At 53.7% G+C, this 14,238-nt stretch carries 15 protein-coding genes; 2 read left to right on the top strand and 13 right to left on the bottom strand.

The window, feature by feature from the left end; translation table 11 throughout:
- Positions 1-482 precede the first annotated feature (482 nt).
- Genes flgL through flgJ form a run of 3 tightly spaced genes read right to left on the bottom strand, consistent with a single transcriptional unit; the run spans position 483 to position 5,349 of the window.
- A complete protein-coding gene (gene flgL, locus CSQ89_RS11965; protein ID WP_099406389.1) occupies positions 483-1,871 on the bottom strand; it encodes a flagellar hook-associated protein FlgL in 1,389 nt (462 codons plus the stop codon).
- Positions 1,872-1,906: 35 nt separating this feature from the next.
- Positions 1,907-4,411 (bottom strand): flagellar hook-associated protein FlgK, encoded by a 2,505-nt coding sequence (gene flgK / locus CSQ89_RS11960; RefSeq protein WP_099406388.1) that lies wholly within the window; start codon positions 4,409-4,411, stop codon positions 1,907-1,909.
- 44 nt (positions 4,412-4,455) lie between these two features.
- On the bottom strand, positions 4,456-5,349 hold the full coding sequence (flgJ, locus tag CSQ89_RS11955; protein WP_099406387.1) for a flagellar assembly peptidoglycan hydrolase FlgJ: 894 nt from the start codon (positions 5,347-5,349) through the stop codon (positions 4,456-4,458).
- Positions 5,350-5,420: 71 nt separating this feature from the next.
- Between flgJ and CSQ89_RS11950 the strand changes: the two genes are divergently transcribed.
- Positions 5,421-5,606 carry a hypothetical protein gene (locus CSQ89_RS11950; protein ID WP_143747068.1) on the top strand — a complete coding sequence of 62 codons (186 nt, stop codon included), beginning with the start codon at positions 5,421-5,423 and terminating at the stop codon, positions 5,604-5,606.
- On the opposite strand, the gene CSQ89_RS11945 is transcribed toward CSQ89_RS11950, so the two are convergent.
- The 9 genes from CSQ89_RS11945 to CSQ89_RS22080 all read right to left on the bottom strand — a co-directional run bounded on the left by CSQ89_RS11945 (position 5,599) and on the right by CSQ89_RS22080 (position 13,536).
- The gene (locus CSQ89_RS11945; RefSeq protein ID WP_099406385.1) at positions 5,599-6,708 is read right to left on the bottom strand and encodes a flagellar basal body P-ring protein FlgI; all 1,110 of its coding nucleotides are present in this window, start codon (positions 6,706-6,708) and stop codon (positions 5,599-5,601) included. The genes CSQ89_RS11950 and CSQ89_RS11945 overlap by 8 nt on opposite strands.
- 7 nt (positions 6,709-6,715) lie before the next feature.
- Positions 6,716-7,381: a flagellar basal body L-ring protein FlgH gene (locus CSQ89_RS11940; RefSeq protein ID WP_099406384.1), complete on the bottom strand. Its 666-nt coding sequence runs from the start codon at positions 7,379-7,381 to the stop codon at positions 6,716-6,718.
- Between the two features lie 151 nt (positions 7,382-7,532).
- Positions 7,533-8,315: a flagellar basal-body rod protein FlgG gene (gene flgG, locus CSQ89_RS11935; protein ID WP_099406383.1), complete on the bottom strand. Its 783-nt coding sequence runs from the start codon at positions 8,313-8,315 to the stop codon at positions 7,533-7,535.
- Between the two features lie 54 nt (positions 8,316-8,369).
- Positions 8,370-9,107, bottom strand: a complete 738-nt coding sequence (gene flgF / locus CSQ89_RS11930) for a flagellar basal-body rod protein FlgF (protein WP_099406395.1) — start codon at positions 9,105-9,107, stop codon at positions 8,370-8,372.
- Between the two features lie 72 nt (positions 9,108-9,179).
- Entirely contained in the window at positions 9,180-11,195 is a 2,016-nt protein-coding gene (locus tag CSQ89_RS11925) for a flagellar hook protein FlgE (RefSeq protein WP_099406382.1), read from the bottom strand.
- Positions 11,196-11,263: 68 nt separating this feature from the next.
- Positions 11,264-11,980 (bottom strand): flagellar hook assembly protein FlgD, encoded by a 717-nt coding sequence (locus CSQ89_RS11920; protein WP_099406381.1) that lies wholly within the window; start codon positions 11,978-11,980, stop codon positions 11,264-11,266.
- A 17-nt stretch (positions 11,981-11,997) separates the two neighbouring features.
- On the bottom strand, positions 11,998-12,402 hold the full coding sequence (gene flgC / locus CSQ89_RS11915) for a flagellar basal body rod protein FlgC (protein WP_099406380.1): 405 nt from the start codon (positions 12,400-12,402) through the stop codon (positions 11,998-12,000).
- 31 nt (positions 12,403-12,433) lie between these two features.
- Complete coding sequence (flgB, locus tag CSQ89_RS11910) at positions 12,434-12,841, bottom strand: flagellar basal body rod protein FlgB (protein ID WP_099406379.1); 408 nt, start codon at positions 12,839-12,841, stop codon at positions 12,434-12,436.
- Positions 12,842-13,323: 482 nt separating this feature from the next.
- On the bottom strand, positions 13,324-13,536 hold the full coding sequence (locus CSQ89_RS22080) for a hypothetical protein (protein ID WP_139022882.1): 213 nt from the start codon (positions 13,534-13,536) through the stop codon (positions 13,324-13,326).
- 18 nt (positions 13,537-13,554) lie between these two features.
- Between CSQ89_RS22080 and CSQ89_RS11905 the strand changes: the two genes are divergently transcribed.
- Positions 13,555-13,980 carry a hypothetical protein gene (locus tag CSQ89_RS11905; protein WP_099406378.1) on the top strand — a complete coding sequence of 142 codons (426 nt, stop codon included), beginning with the start codon at positions 13,555-13,557 and terminating at the stop codon, positions 13,978-13,980.
- A gap of 70 nt (positions 13,981-14,050) precedes the next feature.
- On the opposite strand, the gene CSQ89_RS23185 is transcribed toward CSQ89_RS11905, so the two are convergent.
- Positions 14,051-14,238 (bottom strand): hypothetical protein (locus tag CSQ89_RS23185; protein WP_233203111.1); only part of this gene is annotated, 188 nt, incomplete at its 5' end.

Here is a 14,238-nt window from a genome sequence, read left to right as displayed (position 1 = left end):
ATTCGCAGATTGCAAAATCAAAACAGGCGCAACGGTTAGCGTGTGAATTAATTCAATAACTTACCGCGAGAATTCAAAATGTAAGGGCAACTGAACTATGAAGGCAGCCTAGGGGACGGTGTACTGTCCTTTCGCCGAAGCCGAACGATACCAGATTGAAACTTCAGTGCTGACCGGGAAATCCGCAACGGACAATGTCTGGTAATTAGGGTTGCGCGGGACAATCGCCGACTAAAAACGAACAGATAGCCGCAAACCTATGTGTTTGCCACAGGGTCACCATGTGATGAGAGGCGTATGGGAAACAGATACACCACTATCGAGTCGATAAGTGGTAGAGATTGGCGGCACCATCGGCAGGCCGTCAACCCGTCGGAAATGTCTCATCCTGTCTGGAGATGGTGGGGTGAATTATCAGGCATAAAGTAAATGGGGCGGGGAAATGCCCGCCCCGCTGACTCGCGATAATAGTGTACCGCCACTCAACTGATATATTGAAACAGCGAAAGCCCTTGTACTGAAGAAAATGACTTACGCGCGGCTTCCAGATAAGTCTGGGTCAATGAAAAATCGCTAATCGCCGATACATAATCCAAATCAGTCAATTTGGATATCGTTGTTTTGAACTGCACGTTCAAATCAGTACTGGTTGTTTCGACGGCATCCACTTCATTCATTCTGGCGCCGATATTGGCTTGTACCGTTAATACCTGGTTCAAGGAATTATCCATATTCGACAGCAGTGTATTCAGCTGATTTTGAAATACCGCACCCGACACCGAATTATTGGCGTAACTCGTCAACGCGGTTGCAAAGTCACCAATGGTAGTGAATAAGTCCTGGTATTTGCTGGGTTCCAATTTGAAGCTGTCACCATCTTTTGGCACACCTTCTACGTTTAGCTTGCCACCAAAATCCCAATTGGCGTACAGCGGGGTTGCTTCTCCTGTCTGCTGCGAGAACAGGATATCGGAGCCGGAGGTATAACGCCGCGGGAAGGCATTGGGATTCGCAACCGTGTCGGTACGGCCACCCGCAGGAGTACTGGTGGTGTAGTTATAGCCATCAATCAACGACCGATTGTAATTCGCCGAGGTCGTGTCGTTATCAATGATGTCGTAGCTGGTAATGTTCTTAGAAGCATCGACTGGATCAGGTACAACGTGGAACTGAATCCGATAACGTTCATTATTATTGGTATTGGTCCATTTTACCGGGTCGGTTACCACGCCCGGGCTGATCACGCCTGTACCGAGATTCGTGCCGCCGGCATTGCCCATCATGCTGGTAGTAAATGTCCCATTACCGTCGTTGATCTTGATAAATATCTCGGAACCCGCATCAGACACCGAGATCTGCCGAGAGGTTGAAATCTGGAGATTACGCTGGCCTTGATCACCGTCATAGCGCACATTGCCATAGGCCAGTTCATTGAAAGGCTTGGTATCTCCTTTATAACCAGAGAATAAATACAGGCCGTTGCCGTCAGTGGAATTCGCCAAGCCGATGAGTTCTTGGTATTTGCCGCGGATATCGGCCTCGATCATTTTCTTTTCAGCGGATGTCAAAGCGGGGCTGCCCGATTGCACTGCCAGCTTTTGAATTTCCTGAATCGTACTGGTTACCTGCCGGAGGTTACCCTCAGCCAACGACAGTGCCCCACGTCCATATTGTACATTGTTGATGTACTGCTCATTTTGGATGGTGGACTGCTGTAAATTAAGCGAGCGCGCAGAAGCAACGGGGTCGTCGGAGGGAGAAAGAATGCGGCGGCCCGTTGAGAGTTGGTTTTGCAAAGTCGTTAAGTCTGACTGACGATTGCCTAGATTGAAAACACTTTGCTGGTAGATGATATTGCTGGAGACGCGCATGATTTTCTACTCCTGCTTGGGTACTGAAGCGTTGCTTAACGGCCGATGTTCAGTACTTCTTCGAATGCTTTTTGAGCAATCTGAATAGTGCGGCTGGCAGCCTGATAAGCCTGCTGGAAGTTCAGCAGATTTGCGGCTTCTTCATCCAGATTGACACCGGAAAGCTGTTGTTGCTTGGTCTCTGCCTGTTGCAGCAACGAAGCTTGGGCTTTCTGATTGATCTTGACCTGGTTGGTCCTGACACCCACATCTGCAACCATCTTGCTATAAGAGCCTTGGAAACTACTGGTGCCGCCCACCATGGTATTCATGGTTTGCAGTTGCCCAATCGCCAATATATTCCGAGCATCTGCAGTACCGCCGGTATTAGCTTCAATCAAGAAGGTGTCGCCGGTTGCAGGTACGCCGCTCACGCTGACTGTCCAGTCATTGAAGCTGATATTCGAACCCGACGTATAAGGCTGCGCTGCTTGCAATACATTACCGTTGGTGGGGTCGACCAGCTGATAGCTGGCGGAGGAAAGGAACTGAACGGCAACCGGGTTCTTGAGGTTGATATTGACCGGTGCCGAGTTGACGGTACCGGCCGAGATGGTGGCACTGCCAGTATTGCGGCGAGGCTCAATCACAAATCGGTCGCCAGTATTTGGCGAGCCAGAAATCTGCACTGTCCAGCCGTTGTAAGTAATATTCCCGCCGGTGGTATACGGCTGGTTGCCCGCCAGGACTACGCCCGTGCCGGCATCCCGTATGTCGTAGGTTGCCGGGCCGGTGAAGACGATTTCGATCTTCTTGGCTGTTGTACCACCGTTGGCGTTCAGCGAATTGGTGATGGTATTGATTGCGCCGGTACCAGTATTGGTCAGCACGCCCGAGGTGACGATGCGTACCGCATCTGCTGAAGTGCGGATTGGGGCTGCTGCGGCAATCTTTGCTGTATCGGTAATCATCACCGACATATTCTCGGCAAAGTCTCGTGTTGGCTGGATCGTGAAACGGTCACCAGCTTTAAACGTCCCACCATTTAAGCGAAATTCCATGCCATCCACCACAACCGGCGGCGTAGCCCACTGTGTGCCATTGATGCGGGTGATCATGCCATCGCTCTTGCGCAAAAGGGTATAAGTATCCTCTTGCACACCTACGGTGCTGGGGTCGTCGATCTTGTCCACAGTCAACTCGTAATCGCTACTGGTAAGCGCGCCTACACTGCTGATCGAAACCTGCAAATCCGCATCGCCAGTATTTTTAGAACTTGCCAGTACGTGTGACGCAGCTGGCCGGAAGCTCACACCGAAGTTTTCTCCGGCGGCCAGATTGCCATCAAGGTGAAAGCGCACACCAAAGGCCAATTGACCGCCTGCAGCCAGTACCGAGGCTGGGGCTACGGTGCTCGTCTGGCCATCCGTCATGCGGGTAATCGTATAGTTCGTGCCATCGAAAGCGACGTTGTAGTCACTTTCGATATAAGGCAGCGCAGACGCGAGTTCTGCCGTCATCGTGCGGCCATTGGCACCCAGGTTGTACTGAGCATTGATCTGCTCCACCGGAAACTGGAAGAAGTTGCCGCCATACTGGCCGTTTAGATCCTGCCCGCTACGGTGCTGGTTATTGACCGTCTGCCCTAGTGCAATGGCAATTCGGCCCAGCGCATTTTGGGTTTCGTCCAATGCCTTGGCGCGAAATTCCAATACGCCGCCAAGCGAGCCGCCGGTAATTAGGTTATCGGGAATCACCACCGTTGCGCCGAACTGTTGGTAGGCGACCTGTAGCCGGGAGGGGTCATCAACTGATGCGATGGAACCCAGCGTGAAGGCTTGGCTGCCCACAACCAGATTCTGGCCATTGCCGATAAACACGTTGTAACTACCATCGGACTGCTTGACGACCGTCGCCTTCACATAGCCATTGAGGTCTTTGACAAGCTGGTCGCGTTGGTCAAGCAGGTCATTCGGTGGATTCTGGCCATTTACCCCGCTGACAAGAATGATCTGATCATTCAACGCAGCGATCTGGTTCGTAATCGAATTGATATTCGCAACCGAGGAGGTGATCTCGGTATTCACGTCATCACGCAGCACCTGCATACGTTCGTTTACCGTATGCATCTTGGTGATCATCGACTGCGCCAAACCAATCAACGATTGCCGGGCGGAGACATCCTTTGGGCTCTTGGCAACGGTCTGGACGCCGGTAAAAAAGTCCTGCAAGGAGGGAGAGAACCCTGCGGAGGGGTCGGCCATCAGGTTATCCAGGTCGGACAGATGCGATAGCTGGCCAGTCAGATAACCGTCCTGCGCCTTGGCGATTTGCACCTGACGCCCGATGAAAGCGTCGTAGATCCGGCTGATCCCGGTTATTTCAACACCCCGGCCAACAAAGCCCCCGCCAGAGGGCTGCGGGGCAGTCGCCGCCTGGTCGATCTTCTGACGGTTATAGCCGGGGGTATTGGCGTTGACGATATTGTGGCTGGCTGTATTGAGCGCGACCTGCGCCGCATTCAGACCTGATATTGCGATGCCATAGATGCTATTGCCCATGATTCCCTACTCCCACCGTGTTTGCCGGCGTCAAGTTGCTTTTATCAAGCCGTAGCGCGATAAGCCTTCAGCGCCGGGTGCTCGGCCACTCGGGCCAGTTTTTTTGCGTAGCTGGGGTCGGTTGCGTACCCGCCCTCTTGCAGTTCTGTGGCGAATACCTTGGCATTGCCGCCGGCTTGTGCCGCATCGCCATAGCGCTTGCTCAAGAGCTGGCCATAGTCATTGAAGGCGGCGGTATAGCTGTCATAGGCACGAAAGGTTTCCACCCGTTTTTGTGCTTTGCCATCCACGTATTCGGTGGTGACGATGTCGGCGGTCTTACCCTTCCAATCCTTGCCGGCCTTGATGCCGAACAAGTTGTGGGTGTTGTTGCCAGCGCTATCGGTAATGGGTTTCTTGCCCCATCCGGTTTCCAACGCGGCATGCGCCAGCATCAGGTGGGGGGACAACCCCATGGCCTGGGCTGCCCCAACAGCGGCCGTGCCTACAGTGGCGATGAAGTCATCGGCGCTGCTTGTACCTGTCTCGGCTTGGGTGGGAGACGTAATCGCCTTGATGCCTGGGGAGCCGAACGTGGAACTGGCAGGGCGTTTCAGCGGCGTTTGCAGCGTGTTGCTGGTCATCTTCTCCAGCTGCGCAGTAATCATGTCAGCAAGGCCAAGGCCTGTGCCGGATGTCAGGTTCTGCGAGAGTTGCTGGTCATACATGCCTTGAAACATGCCGACCGTATCGCTATTCAGCTCATCGAACTTGGGTGTGGCTTGGCGCATCGACTTCATCACCATATCGAGAAACATCTTCTCGAACTGACTGGCGACATCGCGCGCAGCCCCTTTGGGGTCGCGGGCAAGCTTGCTTCGGAGGTCGCCAACCGCTTGGGCGTCAATCGCCAACTTTGCGTTTAGCGAGGCATTGGCAGAAGAATTAGCAACTTGCATGATGCTTTACCCGATTCGATTGGTATGCGTCGAAGAGGTAAAAGCAGAGAGCGTGCCATTGACTTATCTGTATGATTTTATTGGAAAAAACAGGTATTTTTTTACAAGGAGGGCGGCAAGAATTTGCCGGCGCGGCAAGAATAACCGGGACAATCAGGCGGCAATGCCGCTCTCACTCAACAACTGGGGTAAGCAGCAGGCAAGATAAAGAGCGCTGGAGCGCCCTTTATCTGTTGTTTGTGGCGAAGATCAAATGACTTCCAACTCGGCCTTAAGTGCACCAGCGGCTTTCATCGCCTGCAAAATGGCCAGCAAGTCTTGCGGTGTTGCGCCGATCTTATTCAGCGCCCGCGCAACTTCATTGAGTGAAACGCTTTTGGAAATAGTGGTGACGCCGCCCTTCTCTGCCTTGATATCCACCGTCGCGTTCTGCACAGGCGTGGTGGTGCCGTTAGACAGCGGCTTGGGCTGGCTGACATCATTGCTGGCTGTGATGGTGACTGTGAGATTGCCATGCGAAATGGCGCAAGGTTCTAACGTTACCGCCCGGTTCATAACTATCGAACCCGTACGGGCATTGATTACCACCTTGGGCAGGGCTTCCTCGGGCGTAACCGAGAGGTTTTCCATCTTGGCCATGAAGGCGACGCGGCCATCAGGGTCCTGTGGCGCTTGAACTTGGATGGTGCGGGCATCCAACGCCCGTGCTGTATTGCTGCCCATATTGGCATTGATCGCCTGGGCAACACGATTGGCCGTGCTGAAGTCGGCATTATTGAGCGCCAGGGTAATGTTCTCCCCAGCCCCTACGCCGCCCGGTACTTCTCGTTCCACCGTTGCGCCATCGGGAATGCGCCCGACAGAAAGTTGGTTGACCTGGGTACTGGACCCGCCTGCCGCGGCACCCGCACCGGCGACAATCACATTACCTTGCGCTACAGCATAAATGCGGCCATCGGCACCTTTTAGCGGGCTCATCAACAAGGTGCCGCCACGCAGGCTTTTTGCATTACCCATTGAAGAGACAACGACATCAATACTTTGCCCGATACGGGAAAAGGCCGGCAGATTGGCCGTCAGGCTTACTGCCGCAACGTTCTTAAGTTGCAGCTTTGTGCCAGCAGGCAACGTCACGCCCAGTTGCTGCAACATATTGGTCAAGCTTTGGGTTGTAAAAGGCGTTTGGCTGGTCTGGTCGCCGCTTCCGTCCAAGCCTACCACCAAGCCATAGCCAAGCAGCTGGTTATTCCGCACGCCGCCCACACTGACCAGTTCCTTCAATTTTTGCGCTTGTGCAGAAAAACTCGCAAACACCAGCACCGAACAGATCAACAGACGAATAGTAAGGCGAATACGCATGATCAGTTTAGAAAGGTAGGACGCTGAAGAAGAACCGCTGCAGCCAGCCTGCGTTGGTAGCGGTCGCGACAGTGCCGCTGCCGACCTCTTCAATCCTGGCCTCGGCCACCTTCGTCGACAATACCACATTGCCAGTGGTGATATCGGCTGGGCTCACAATGCCGGAGATACGCAAGTAACTGACCTCGCCACGAATGTTGACCTGCTTCTCACCGGCGATCACCAGATTGCCATTCGCCAACACATCCACAACCTGGGCGGAGATATCCCCAGTGAAGCTGTTACGTGAATTGGCGGTGCCGCTGCCATCGTGTTTACTGCTGGCTTTGATATCCAAACCAAGCCCACCCAACAGCTTGTCGAAGAAGTTAGAGTTGGTGCCCAGCTCAATCTTGTTTTCCGCGCTTCGGTCGGCTTTGCTGGCGCTGGTTGTGCTGGCGGTGACCTGCTCCTGGATACGAATCGTGACAATATCCCCTGCCCGCCTGGCGGTCGGATCTTCCAGCAACATACGTGCGCTGCCGGCCTGGAATATCGATCCGTTAGCAGCGGCAGCTGTCTGAACAGTCGCAGGGTGCCAGCTGGTCGGCTGGCTGACGATGGTGGGTGGCAGATGGTTGGCGCAAGCAGTCAGCAGCATAAGGCTGCCGCAAAGGAGGATTGAGCGGATCATGGCGTTTCTCCTGTCAGGGCCATGGTTGTCGGGCCGCGGCTATTCTTTGGTTGCCGCTGTTACCCGGAATTGCAAGCTGGCTTATGCTGCCCGGCGGTGTCTTACCGTTTGGCGTTATAGCCCAAGCAAATGCGCCATTACTCTAGCCTGACTACAGTTGTGTCAGTTTCTGCAACATCTGATCCGAAGTCTGGATTGAGCGTGAGTTGATCTCGAAGGCGCGCTGGGCCTGAATCATGTTGATCAATTCTTCCGTGATGTTGACGTTAGAGGTTTCAACATATTGCTGATTCAGCACACCCGCTCCATTCTGGCCAGGGTCGCTGACCTGCGGTGCACCTGATGCCGACGTTTCGAGGTAGAGGTTCTCGCCCACGCTTTGTAGGCCAGCCGTATTGATGAAGGTGGCCAGCTGAATATTCCCGATCTGGGTCGCCTGGGTTTGGCCGGCTTGCAGCGCAGTGACCACCCCGTCCCTGCTGACGCCAAAGCGCAACGTATTTTGCGGCACGGTGATGTTGCCCGAGACCGGATACCCCTCTGCCGTCACCAGCACACCCTGGTTATTCAGCTGAAATGCACCATCGCGGGTATAGCCTATCGTGCCATCGGGCATTTCAATCTGAAAAAACCCGCTGCCATTGATGGCGACATCAAACGGGCTTTCGGTAAGTTGCAAATTACCCTGGGTATGAATGCGCTCGGTCGCCACCGGTTTGACACCAGTGCCCAGCTGAAGCCCCGTAGGTAGTTGGGTCTGCTGGCTGGTGGCGCCACCAGGCTGGCGTATGGTTTGGTACAGAAGGTCTTCAAAAACAGGCCGGCTACGCTTGAAACCATTGGTATTGACGTTGGCCAGGTTGTGCGAGATGACGTCGATATTCATCTGCATCGCGTCCATGCCTGTCTTGGCAACCCACAGAGAGCGCATCATAGCGGCAATCCTTTCCGGTTTCTTGCTGGTCGTAGTCGTTTATTGCCGGCCAAATCAACTCATCGTCAGTATCTGGGCAGCGGCACGCGCGTTCTGATCTGCTGTTTGCAACATTCGTACCTGCAAGTCGTAATGGCGCTGGTAATCGATCATTTTTACCAATTGCTCCACCGAATTGACATTGCTCGCCTCCAACATGCCATTGGTGACTTGTACGGCAGCATCCACTTGCAAGGGTTGGCCATCACGTGGCCGGAATAGCCCGTCACTCCCGCGTTCCAGGTCTCGCTCATTGGGTTTGACAAGCTTCATTCGGCCGATCTCATTGGTCTGGGCCGGATCGGCGATTGGGGCGGCGCTGACGGTGCCATCCTTGCCAAAGGTGATGATGCTGTCAGGAGGGAGAACGATCGGCCCACCATCGCCCAGCACCGGCAACCCCTCACGTGTTTTCAGCAGGCCTGTCGCATCGATCGACAGGCTACCGTTGCGCGTATAGGCTTCACCATTGCTAGTCTGCACCGCAAACATTCCTTCGGTGGTGACAGCAACATCCAACTCGCGCCCGGTGGTTTGCAAGGTGCCTGGTGTGAAATCAGAACCGGTGGTTTGTTCGACGACGAAGGCGCGGCTTTGATAACCAGCCCCACCTACGGCTGGTACGGCACGGTAGGCGGCTAGTTCCTGCTTGAAACCGGGCGTGGTGGCATTGGCGAGATTGTTGGCAACTGTGGCTTGCTGCATGGTGGCCTGCTTGGCTGCTGTCATGGCCACGTAGATCAGTCTGTCCATCTTCACCGCTCCTTGGCGCAAGGCTGAGAGCGGTGCCGGCAGCATCTGCCGGCTTTAATTGCCGCTTTCTACTTAGCGCAGGTTCACCAGCGTTTGCAGAACTGAGTCCTGCGTCTTGATTGTCTGCGCATTGGCTTGATAGGTCCGCTGCGCAGTAATCATGTCGACCAATTCCTTGGTCAGGTCAATATTCGAGTCCTCTACCGACTCAGACTGCAACGTGCCAAAGTCCGATGACCCGGGTGTCCCCAGCCGTGCCTGGTTAGAGGCATAGCTCTCGGCCCAGCGGTTGTCGCCTAATGGCTGCAAGCCTTGCGGGTTGGCAAAGTTATACAGTGTGATCTGGCCAATCAGACGGTTCTGCCCATTGGAATAACGGCCCTGAATGATGCCGTCTTTGCCAATGCTTAAACCTGTGATGCTACCGTCCGCATAGCCATCCTGAGTAAGCTTGTTCACACCAAACTGATTACCAAACTGCGTGGTGCCATTGAAGTAGGTGGTAAACGCCAAGGGCGTTTGCGCACCACTTGGCGAGGGCACTGGTGAAGCATAAGCAAACTGTGCGCCACCCACCATCTTGCCGGAGGCATCAAAGGTCACGTAACCAGGTTGCGTCACCGGTGCACTGCCATCAAAACTGGTTTGTACTTCCCAGGCGTTCACCGCCACCTTGGTCAAATAAAAGGTGAGTGTGTGTGAAACGCCTTGCGAGTCATATACCGTGGCGGAGGTCGAATGGGTATAGCTGGTAGGGTCCGACGCCACGATGGGAGGTGTGCTGCGGGTCTCTACCGTACCTGCAGTAAAGGCGGAGGCTTGCTGGGTTACCCCACTAAGATTGATCTTGAAAGTCATACTGCCGCCAGGCTGGCTGCCGGCGGCGGGAAAAGTAAAGCTGGCGGGAACAGGTGATCCACCAATAAGTTGACCGTTGGTATTGAATAGCAATGGTGGCAATGCCGAACCATCGGGTGCCGTTGAGACTGCCGCGCCACCATCGATGCTATAGGTGGTTCCCCATGTATTTGCAGCTGTCTTGGTCAGTTGGATATCGATGGCGTGTACGACGCCATTCGGGTCGCGGAACTGGCCAGAATAAATGTGGGGCGTACCTACCGGGTCGGCCGCATCAAGGTTGGAGCTGCTGACGGCGATGGTTGTATTTTGTGCGCCGGTATCGTTGACCGTCACAGAACCTGGCGCAGGGGTCGCGGTTTCTTGCGCCCCAGAAAAGTTCAGGTTGAAGTTGAATGGCGTCGTGCCATAAGCCGGAGCTGGTGAACTGATCGGATAGGAAACCGCCTGGGTCGAACCCGATTGCAACTGCCCACCCGCGGTAAATACCAGCGGCGTTGCCGTAGGGGAAAAGACGCCGCCGCCATCGAGTCGCGTCGAAGCAGCCCAGGTGTTGGCGGCAACCTTAGTCAGCAGTACATCCATGGTATGAAACTGTCCGGTTGAATCAGCCACACGTGTCTGATAAGCCGTTGTAGCGCCGATTGCTGCAGCGCTGTCGAGTTGCATACCGTTGATGGAAACGGTGCTTGTCCCGCGGGTAACAATCGGTGAGCGGGCATCAAGATTCATCCCTAGGCTTAGACCAGCATTGGCCAACGTGGAGCCGCCGGTTGCCTGTGCACCGATATTCGCTGTCTGTATTTGAAGCGCTGTCGGTGTCGCACCAGTCACCAGTTGGCCATCGCTGTTGGCCACGTAGCCCGCCAATTTCTGGCCGCTGTTTACGATATAGCCTTCTCTATCCAACTGGAATTGCCCATTGCGGCTGTAGCTGTAGGTGCCTGCCGGGTCGATCAACCGGAAAAAACCATTACCCTGGATGGCGATATCGAGCGGGTTGTTAGTGCTTGTGACGTTACCCTGGTTGAACTGCTGAGCAACATTGGAAGTCCGGGCACCAATACCTACTTGTACATTGGACGCCGCCAGCGTGTTGGCATAGATATCAGCGAATTCGGCACGCGAGCCCTTGTAACCCACGGTATTCGCATTGGCGACGTTGTTGCCCACGACGTCGAGGAACTTGGAGGCGGAGTTTAAGCCGCTCAAACCTTGTTGGAATCCCATGGTGCTTCTCCTGAAATGCTGCTGCGTGCCCGTGCCCGGCTATCAAGCTACCAATATCAACAACCTACTTAACTGATCCGGATAACCTCGCTCAACGACATGCTGCCATTGTCCTTCACTGTCAATTTCAAGTTGCCGCCAGACAAATCAATGCTTTCCACTTTTGCGGGAACATAGCTCTTCAGCTCGGTGCTGGTGCCTTTTGCATCGGTACTGGTCGCCACCATTTTGTAAGTACCGGCAGGCACTTTGTTACCCAGCCCGTCTGTACCATCCCAGCTCACTTCGCTCATGCCTTCCTTGGGTTCGCCCAACGCGATTTCATCGACCTTCACGCCATTGACGTTGTAGATTGACACTGTCACGGCGCCCGACTTCTCCGGCACGATCACCCGCCCTTCACGCGCTGTGGTGCCATCAAAGCTGAACTTTTGCCCGGGCGCCAAAACCTCGTGGCCAATCAGCGACGAAGCCAAACCGGCCGCCTGGACGGATAAACCCGCCTGATAGTTACTCGATAGCGAACCCATGCTGGTATTCAGTTGGTCGATCCCCGTCACCATCTGGATCTGCGCCAGTTGGGTTGTGCTTTGTGCACTGTCCATGGGGTTCATCGGGTCTTGGTTTTGCAATTGGGTCATCAACAACTTGAGGAAGCGATCCTGTGTTTCTTCGGCTTTGGTCTTGGTCGCGCTTTTACCGGTGCCAGTGCTGCTGCTCTGGTTGGCCGCATTGATGCGGTCATACAGATCGGACGAGTTGGATAGTGTCGTAACAGTATTCATCGCGCTTCCCCTTCAAATCAGACGGTGCCGAGTTGCAGCGTGCGTTGCAGCAAGGTCTTGGCAGTGTTCATCATGTCGGCATTGGTCTGGTAGGAGCGTGACGCCGAAATCATATTGGTCATTTCTTCCACCACATTCACGTTGGGCATCGCGATATAGCCTGTGGCATCGGCCAACGGATTTTGTGGGGCGTAGACCAACCGTGCCGGGCTTTGGTCTTCTGAGATCGCGGCAACTTTTACCCCTGCTGCCTGTGGGCTGATCTGTGCCGCGCTAAACACAACTTGCTTGGCGCGATAAGGCTGCCCGGTTGAGCTGGTCGCGCTCTCGGCATTGGCCAAATTGCTGGCGGTGGTGTTGAGGCGAACTGACTGTGCTGTCATGGCAGAGCCGGCAATATCGAATACACGAAACAGAGACATGGTGAGCGCTCCTCTTTCCCCGAACCGATGCTTATTGCGACTGCAAGGCCGACTTCATGCCGGTGATGCGTTGCTGCATGAAGGTCAGGCTGGCTTGATAGCGCATTGCGTTATCAGTGAAATTGCTCATTTCGGTATTCATATCTACCGTATTGCCATCGATGGAAGGCTGCATATCGTTGCGATACATCAGCGCCGCTTCCAAGGCATTGTGGCTTTTGCTGGTGAGGTGGCGGCTGTCTGTGCGCCGCATATCCAGGCTGGCGTTGCGTTGTGCGGCAGTGGCATTACTGAATGCCGCCGCAAAATCAATATCGCGTGCCTTATAGCCGGGGGTATCTGCATTAGCGATGTTGCTGGCGATGACTTCCTGCCGGGCCGAGCGCAACTTCATCGCGGTCTCGTTGGAAGCAAAGTAGCTATTGATATTGGACAACATGGCTAGTCTCGCTTAGTCAGATTCGGTGTCACCAGCGACATCGGACAGCAAGCTTAAAGCACACTGTGTGCCACAGACTGCCGGCCTTACGCATCCATCACCAGACCAAATCCAGCGCTCCTACCTCATCCTATCGGCGGCAAAGCTTGCCGCTCTTGACGGCAAAGCAGTACGCCTGCGGCAAATATTCAGGTGCCCTGGTCAAATAATCGGTTATTACGTCTATCTTGCTAATCGAGGATAGAAACCAAAAGTTATTTTTAATAAATTGCGGAAATACTAACGGTCTGAATATTCTTTGATGCACCACAAAATAAAAAGTATCGCAGGGTTATTATTGTCTGCCCCTTGTTGTATTTATGTTGCGCCAATCAATTACCTATTTTTGATGCGCTGTCATCAGCGTAATATAGCGGCCGTTGTCATTGCCTTTCGCAGGCGCTCTTCGCAATGGATAATCTCACTTGCTAAAAAAGCTTTTCTCAAAATTGAATCGTTAGGCTAGCCAAAATAACGCCTCGACTATGTCTTGAGGCCTGCTCGTCATCTGTAACAAAATTAATTGGCTTGGTTTGTTGGTTGGCTTTTTGCTTTGGTGCTTTTTTAAAAAGCATTAGCCCTGCTTGTCTTGCGGCTTTAAAAGCGGAGATGTCTATTAATAAACGAAGCTGGTTCTTTATTTGAATGAACAACACGCCAACTTGGAGACTTTTATGGTTAAAGCTGCTGCTATTATTAGTGCACTTATTTCAATGACGTCATTTGCTTATGATGGGGTATTGCTAAGTAAAACCACCAACTCAGGCTACGGCATGCCTAGCACATCCTCCAATTGCGAGATTTATGCAAATAAAGTGGTCCTTACGCATAGCTCACTTGGAGTCCAAGTAGTCAATACAAAGAATATCTCCCTAACGGGCGACTTAAAAAGGGTCATGTCTTTTGCAAGCAGAGGTCCATTTGAAACCCAGATCGCTCCGGTGGATGGCCCTACCGCTACTTATTATGCTACGTTAGCCAACGGCGACATGCTTCAAAGAATCGACCTGTTGATTGACGCTGGAAACGGCGTCAAGAGAATCAACAAATCTGAGGCATCTTTTGGGCTGCGTAGTTTAATCGATAAGAATTGTTCCTGATTCAACTCGAATTTCTACATTATTAAGTAGATGCTGAAAAAAAAACGGTGTGGCCTAGGCCACACCGTTTTCATGTGCGCCCAGCATGGGCGCACTCCTGCGGGTGGAAGTCCCGCCGTAAGTTGATCACCGCGAACGAAGTGAAGCGCAACTGCGTGAGGGCGACCGAGCGTGGGAAGGAAGCGTGGATCGTAAACCGCGAGCCGATGGACAAGAACCGGATAGAAGGCGCTGCCGAGCAGGGCGAGCGGGCATGAC

The sequence above is a fragment of the Chitinimonas sp. BJB300 genome, from assembly GCF_002735695.1.
GTDB lineage: Bacteria > Pseudomonadota > Gammaproteobacteria > Burkholderiales > Chitinimonadaceae > Chitinimonas.
This window is presented reverse-complemented; position numbering and strand designations above follow the sequence as displayed.

Excerpts from the sequence above, each read along its gene's own strand:
- flgL (WP_099406389.1), bottom strand. The coding sequence starts at position 1,871 with ATGCGCGTCTCCAGCAATATCATCTACCAGCAAAGTGTTTTCAATCTA.
- flgK (WP_099406388.1), bottom strand. The coding sequence starts at position 4,411 with ATGGGCAATAGCATCTATGGCATCGCAATATCAGGTCTGAATGCGGCG.
- flgJ (WP_099406387.1), bottom strand. The coding sequence starts at position 5,349 with ATGCAAGTTGCTAATTCTTCTGCCAATGCCTCGCTAAACGCAAAGTTG.
- CSQ89_RS11950 (WP_143747068.1), top strand. The coding sequence starts at position 5,421 with ATGATTTTATTGGAAAAAACAGGTATTTTTTTACAAGGAGGGCGGCAA.
- CSQ89_RS11945 (WP_099406385.1), bottom strand. The coding sequence starts at position 6,708 with ATGCGTATTCGCCTTACTATTCGTCTGTTGATCTGTTCGGTGCTGGTG.
- CSQ89_RS11940 (WP_099406384.1), bottom strand. The coding sequence starts at position 7,381 with ATGATCCGCTCAATCCTCCTTTGCGGCAGCCTTATGCTGCTGACTGCT.
- flgG (WP_099406383.1), bottom strand. The coding sequence starts at position 8,315 with ATGATGCGCTCTCTGTGGGTTGCCAAGACAGGCATGGACGCGATGCAG.
- flgF (WP_099406395.1), bottom strand. The coding sequence starts at position 9,107 with ATGGACAGACTGATCTACGTGGCCATGACAGCAGCCAAGCAGGCCACC.
- CSQ89_RS11925 (WP_099406382.1), bottom strand. The coding sequence starts at position 11,195 with ATGGGATTCCAACAAGGTTTGAGCGGCTTAAACTCCGCCTCCAAGTTC.
- CSQ89_RS11920 (WP_099406381.1), bottom strand. The coding sequence starts at position 11,980 with ATGAATACTGTTACGACACTATCCAACTCGTCCGATCTGTATGACCGC.
- flgC (WP_099406380.1), bottom strand. The coding sequence starts at position 12,402 with ATGTCTCTGTTTCGTGTATTCGATATTGCCGGCTCTGCCATGACAGCA.
- flgB (WP_099406379.1), bottom strand. The coding sequence starts at position 12,841 with ATGTTGTCCAATATCAATAGCTACTTTGCTTCCAACGAGACCGCGATG.
- CSQ89_RS11905 (WP_099406378.1), top strand. The coding sequence starts at position 13,555 with ATGGTTAAAGCTGCTGCTATTATTAGTGCACTTATTTCAATGACGTCA.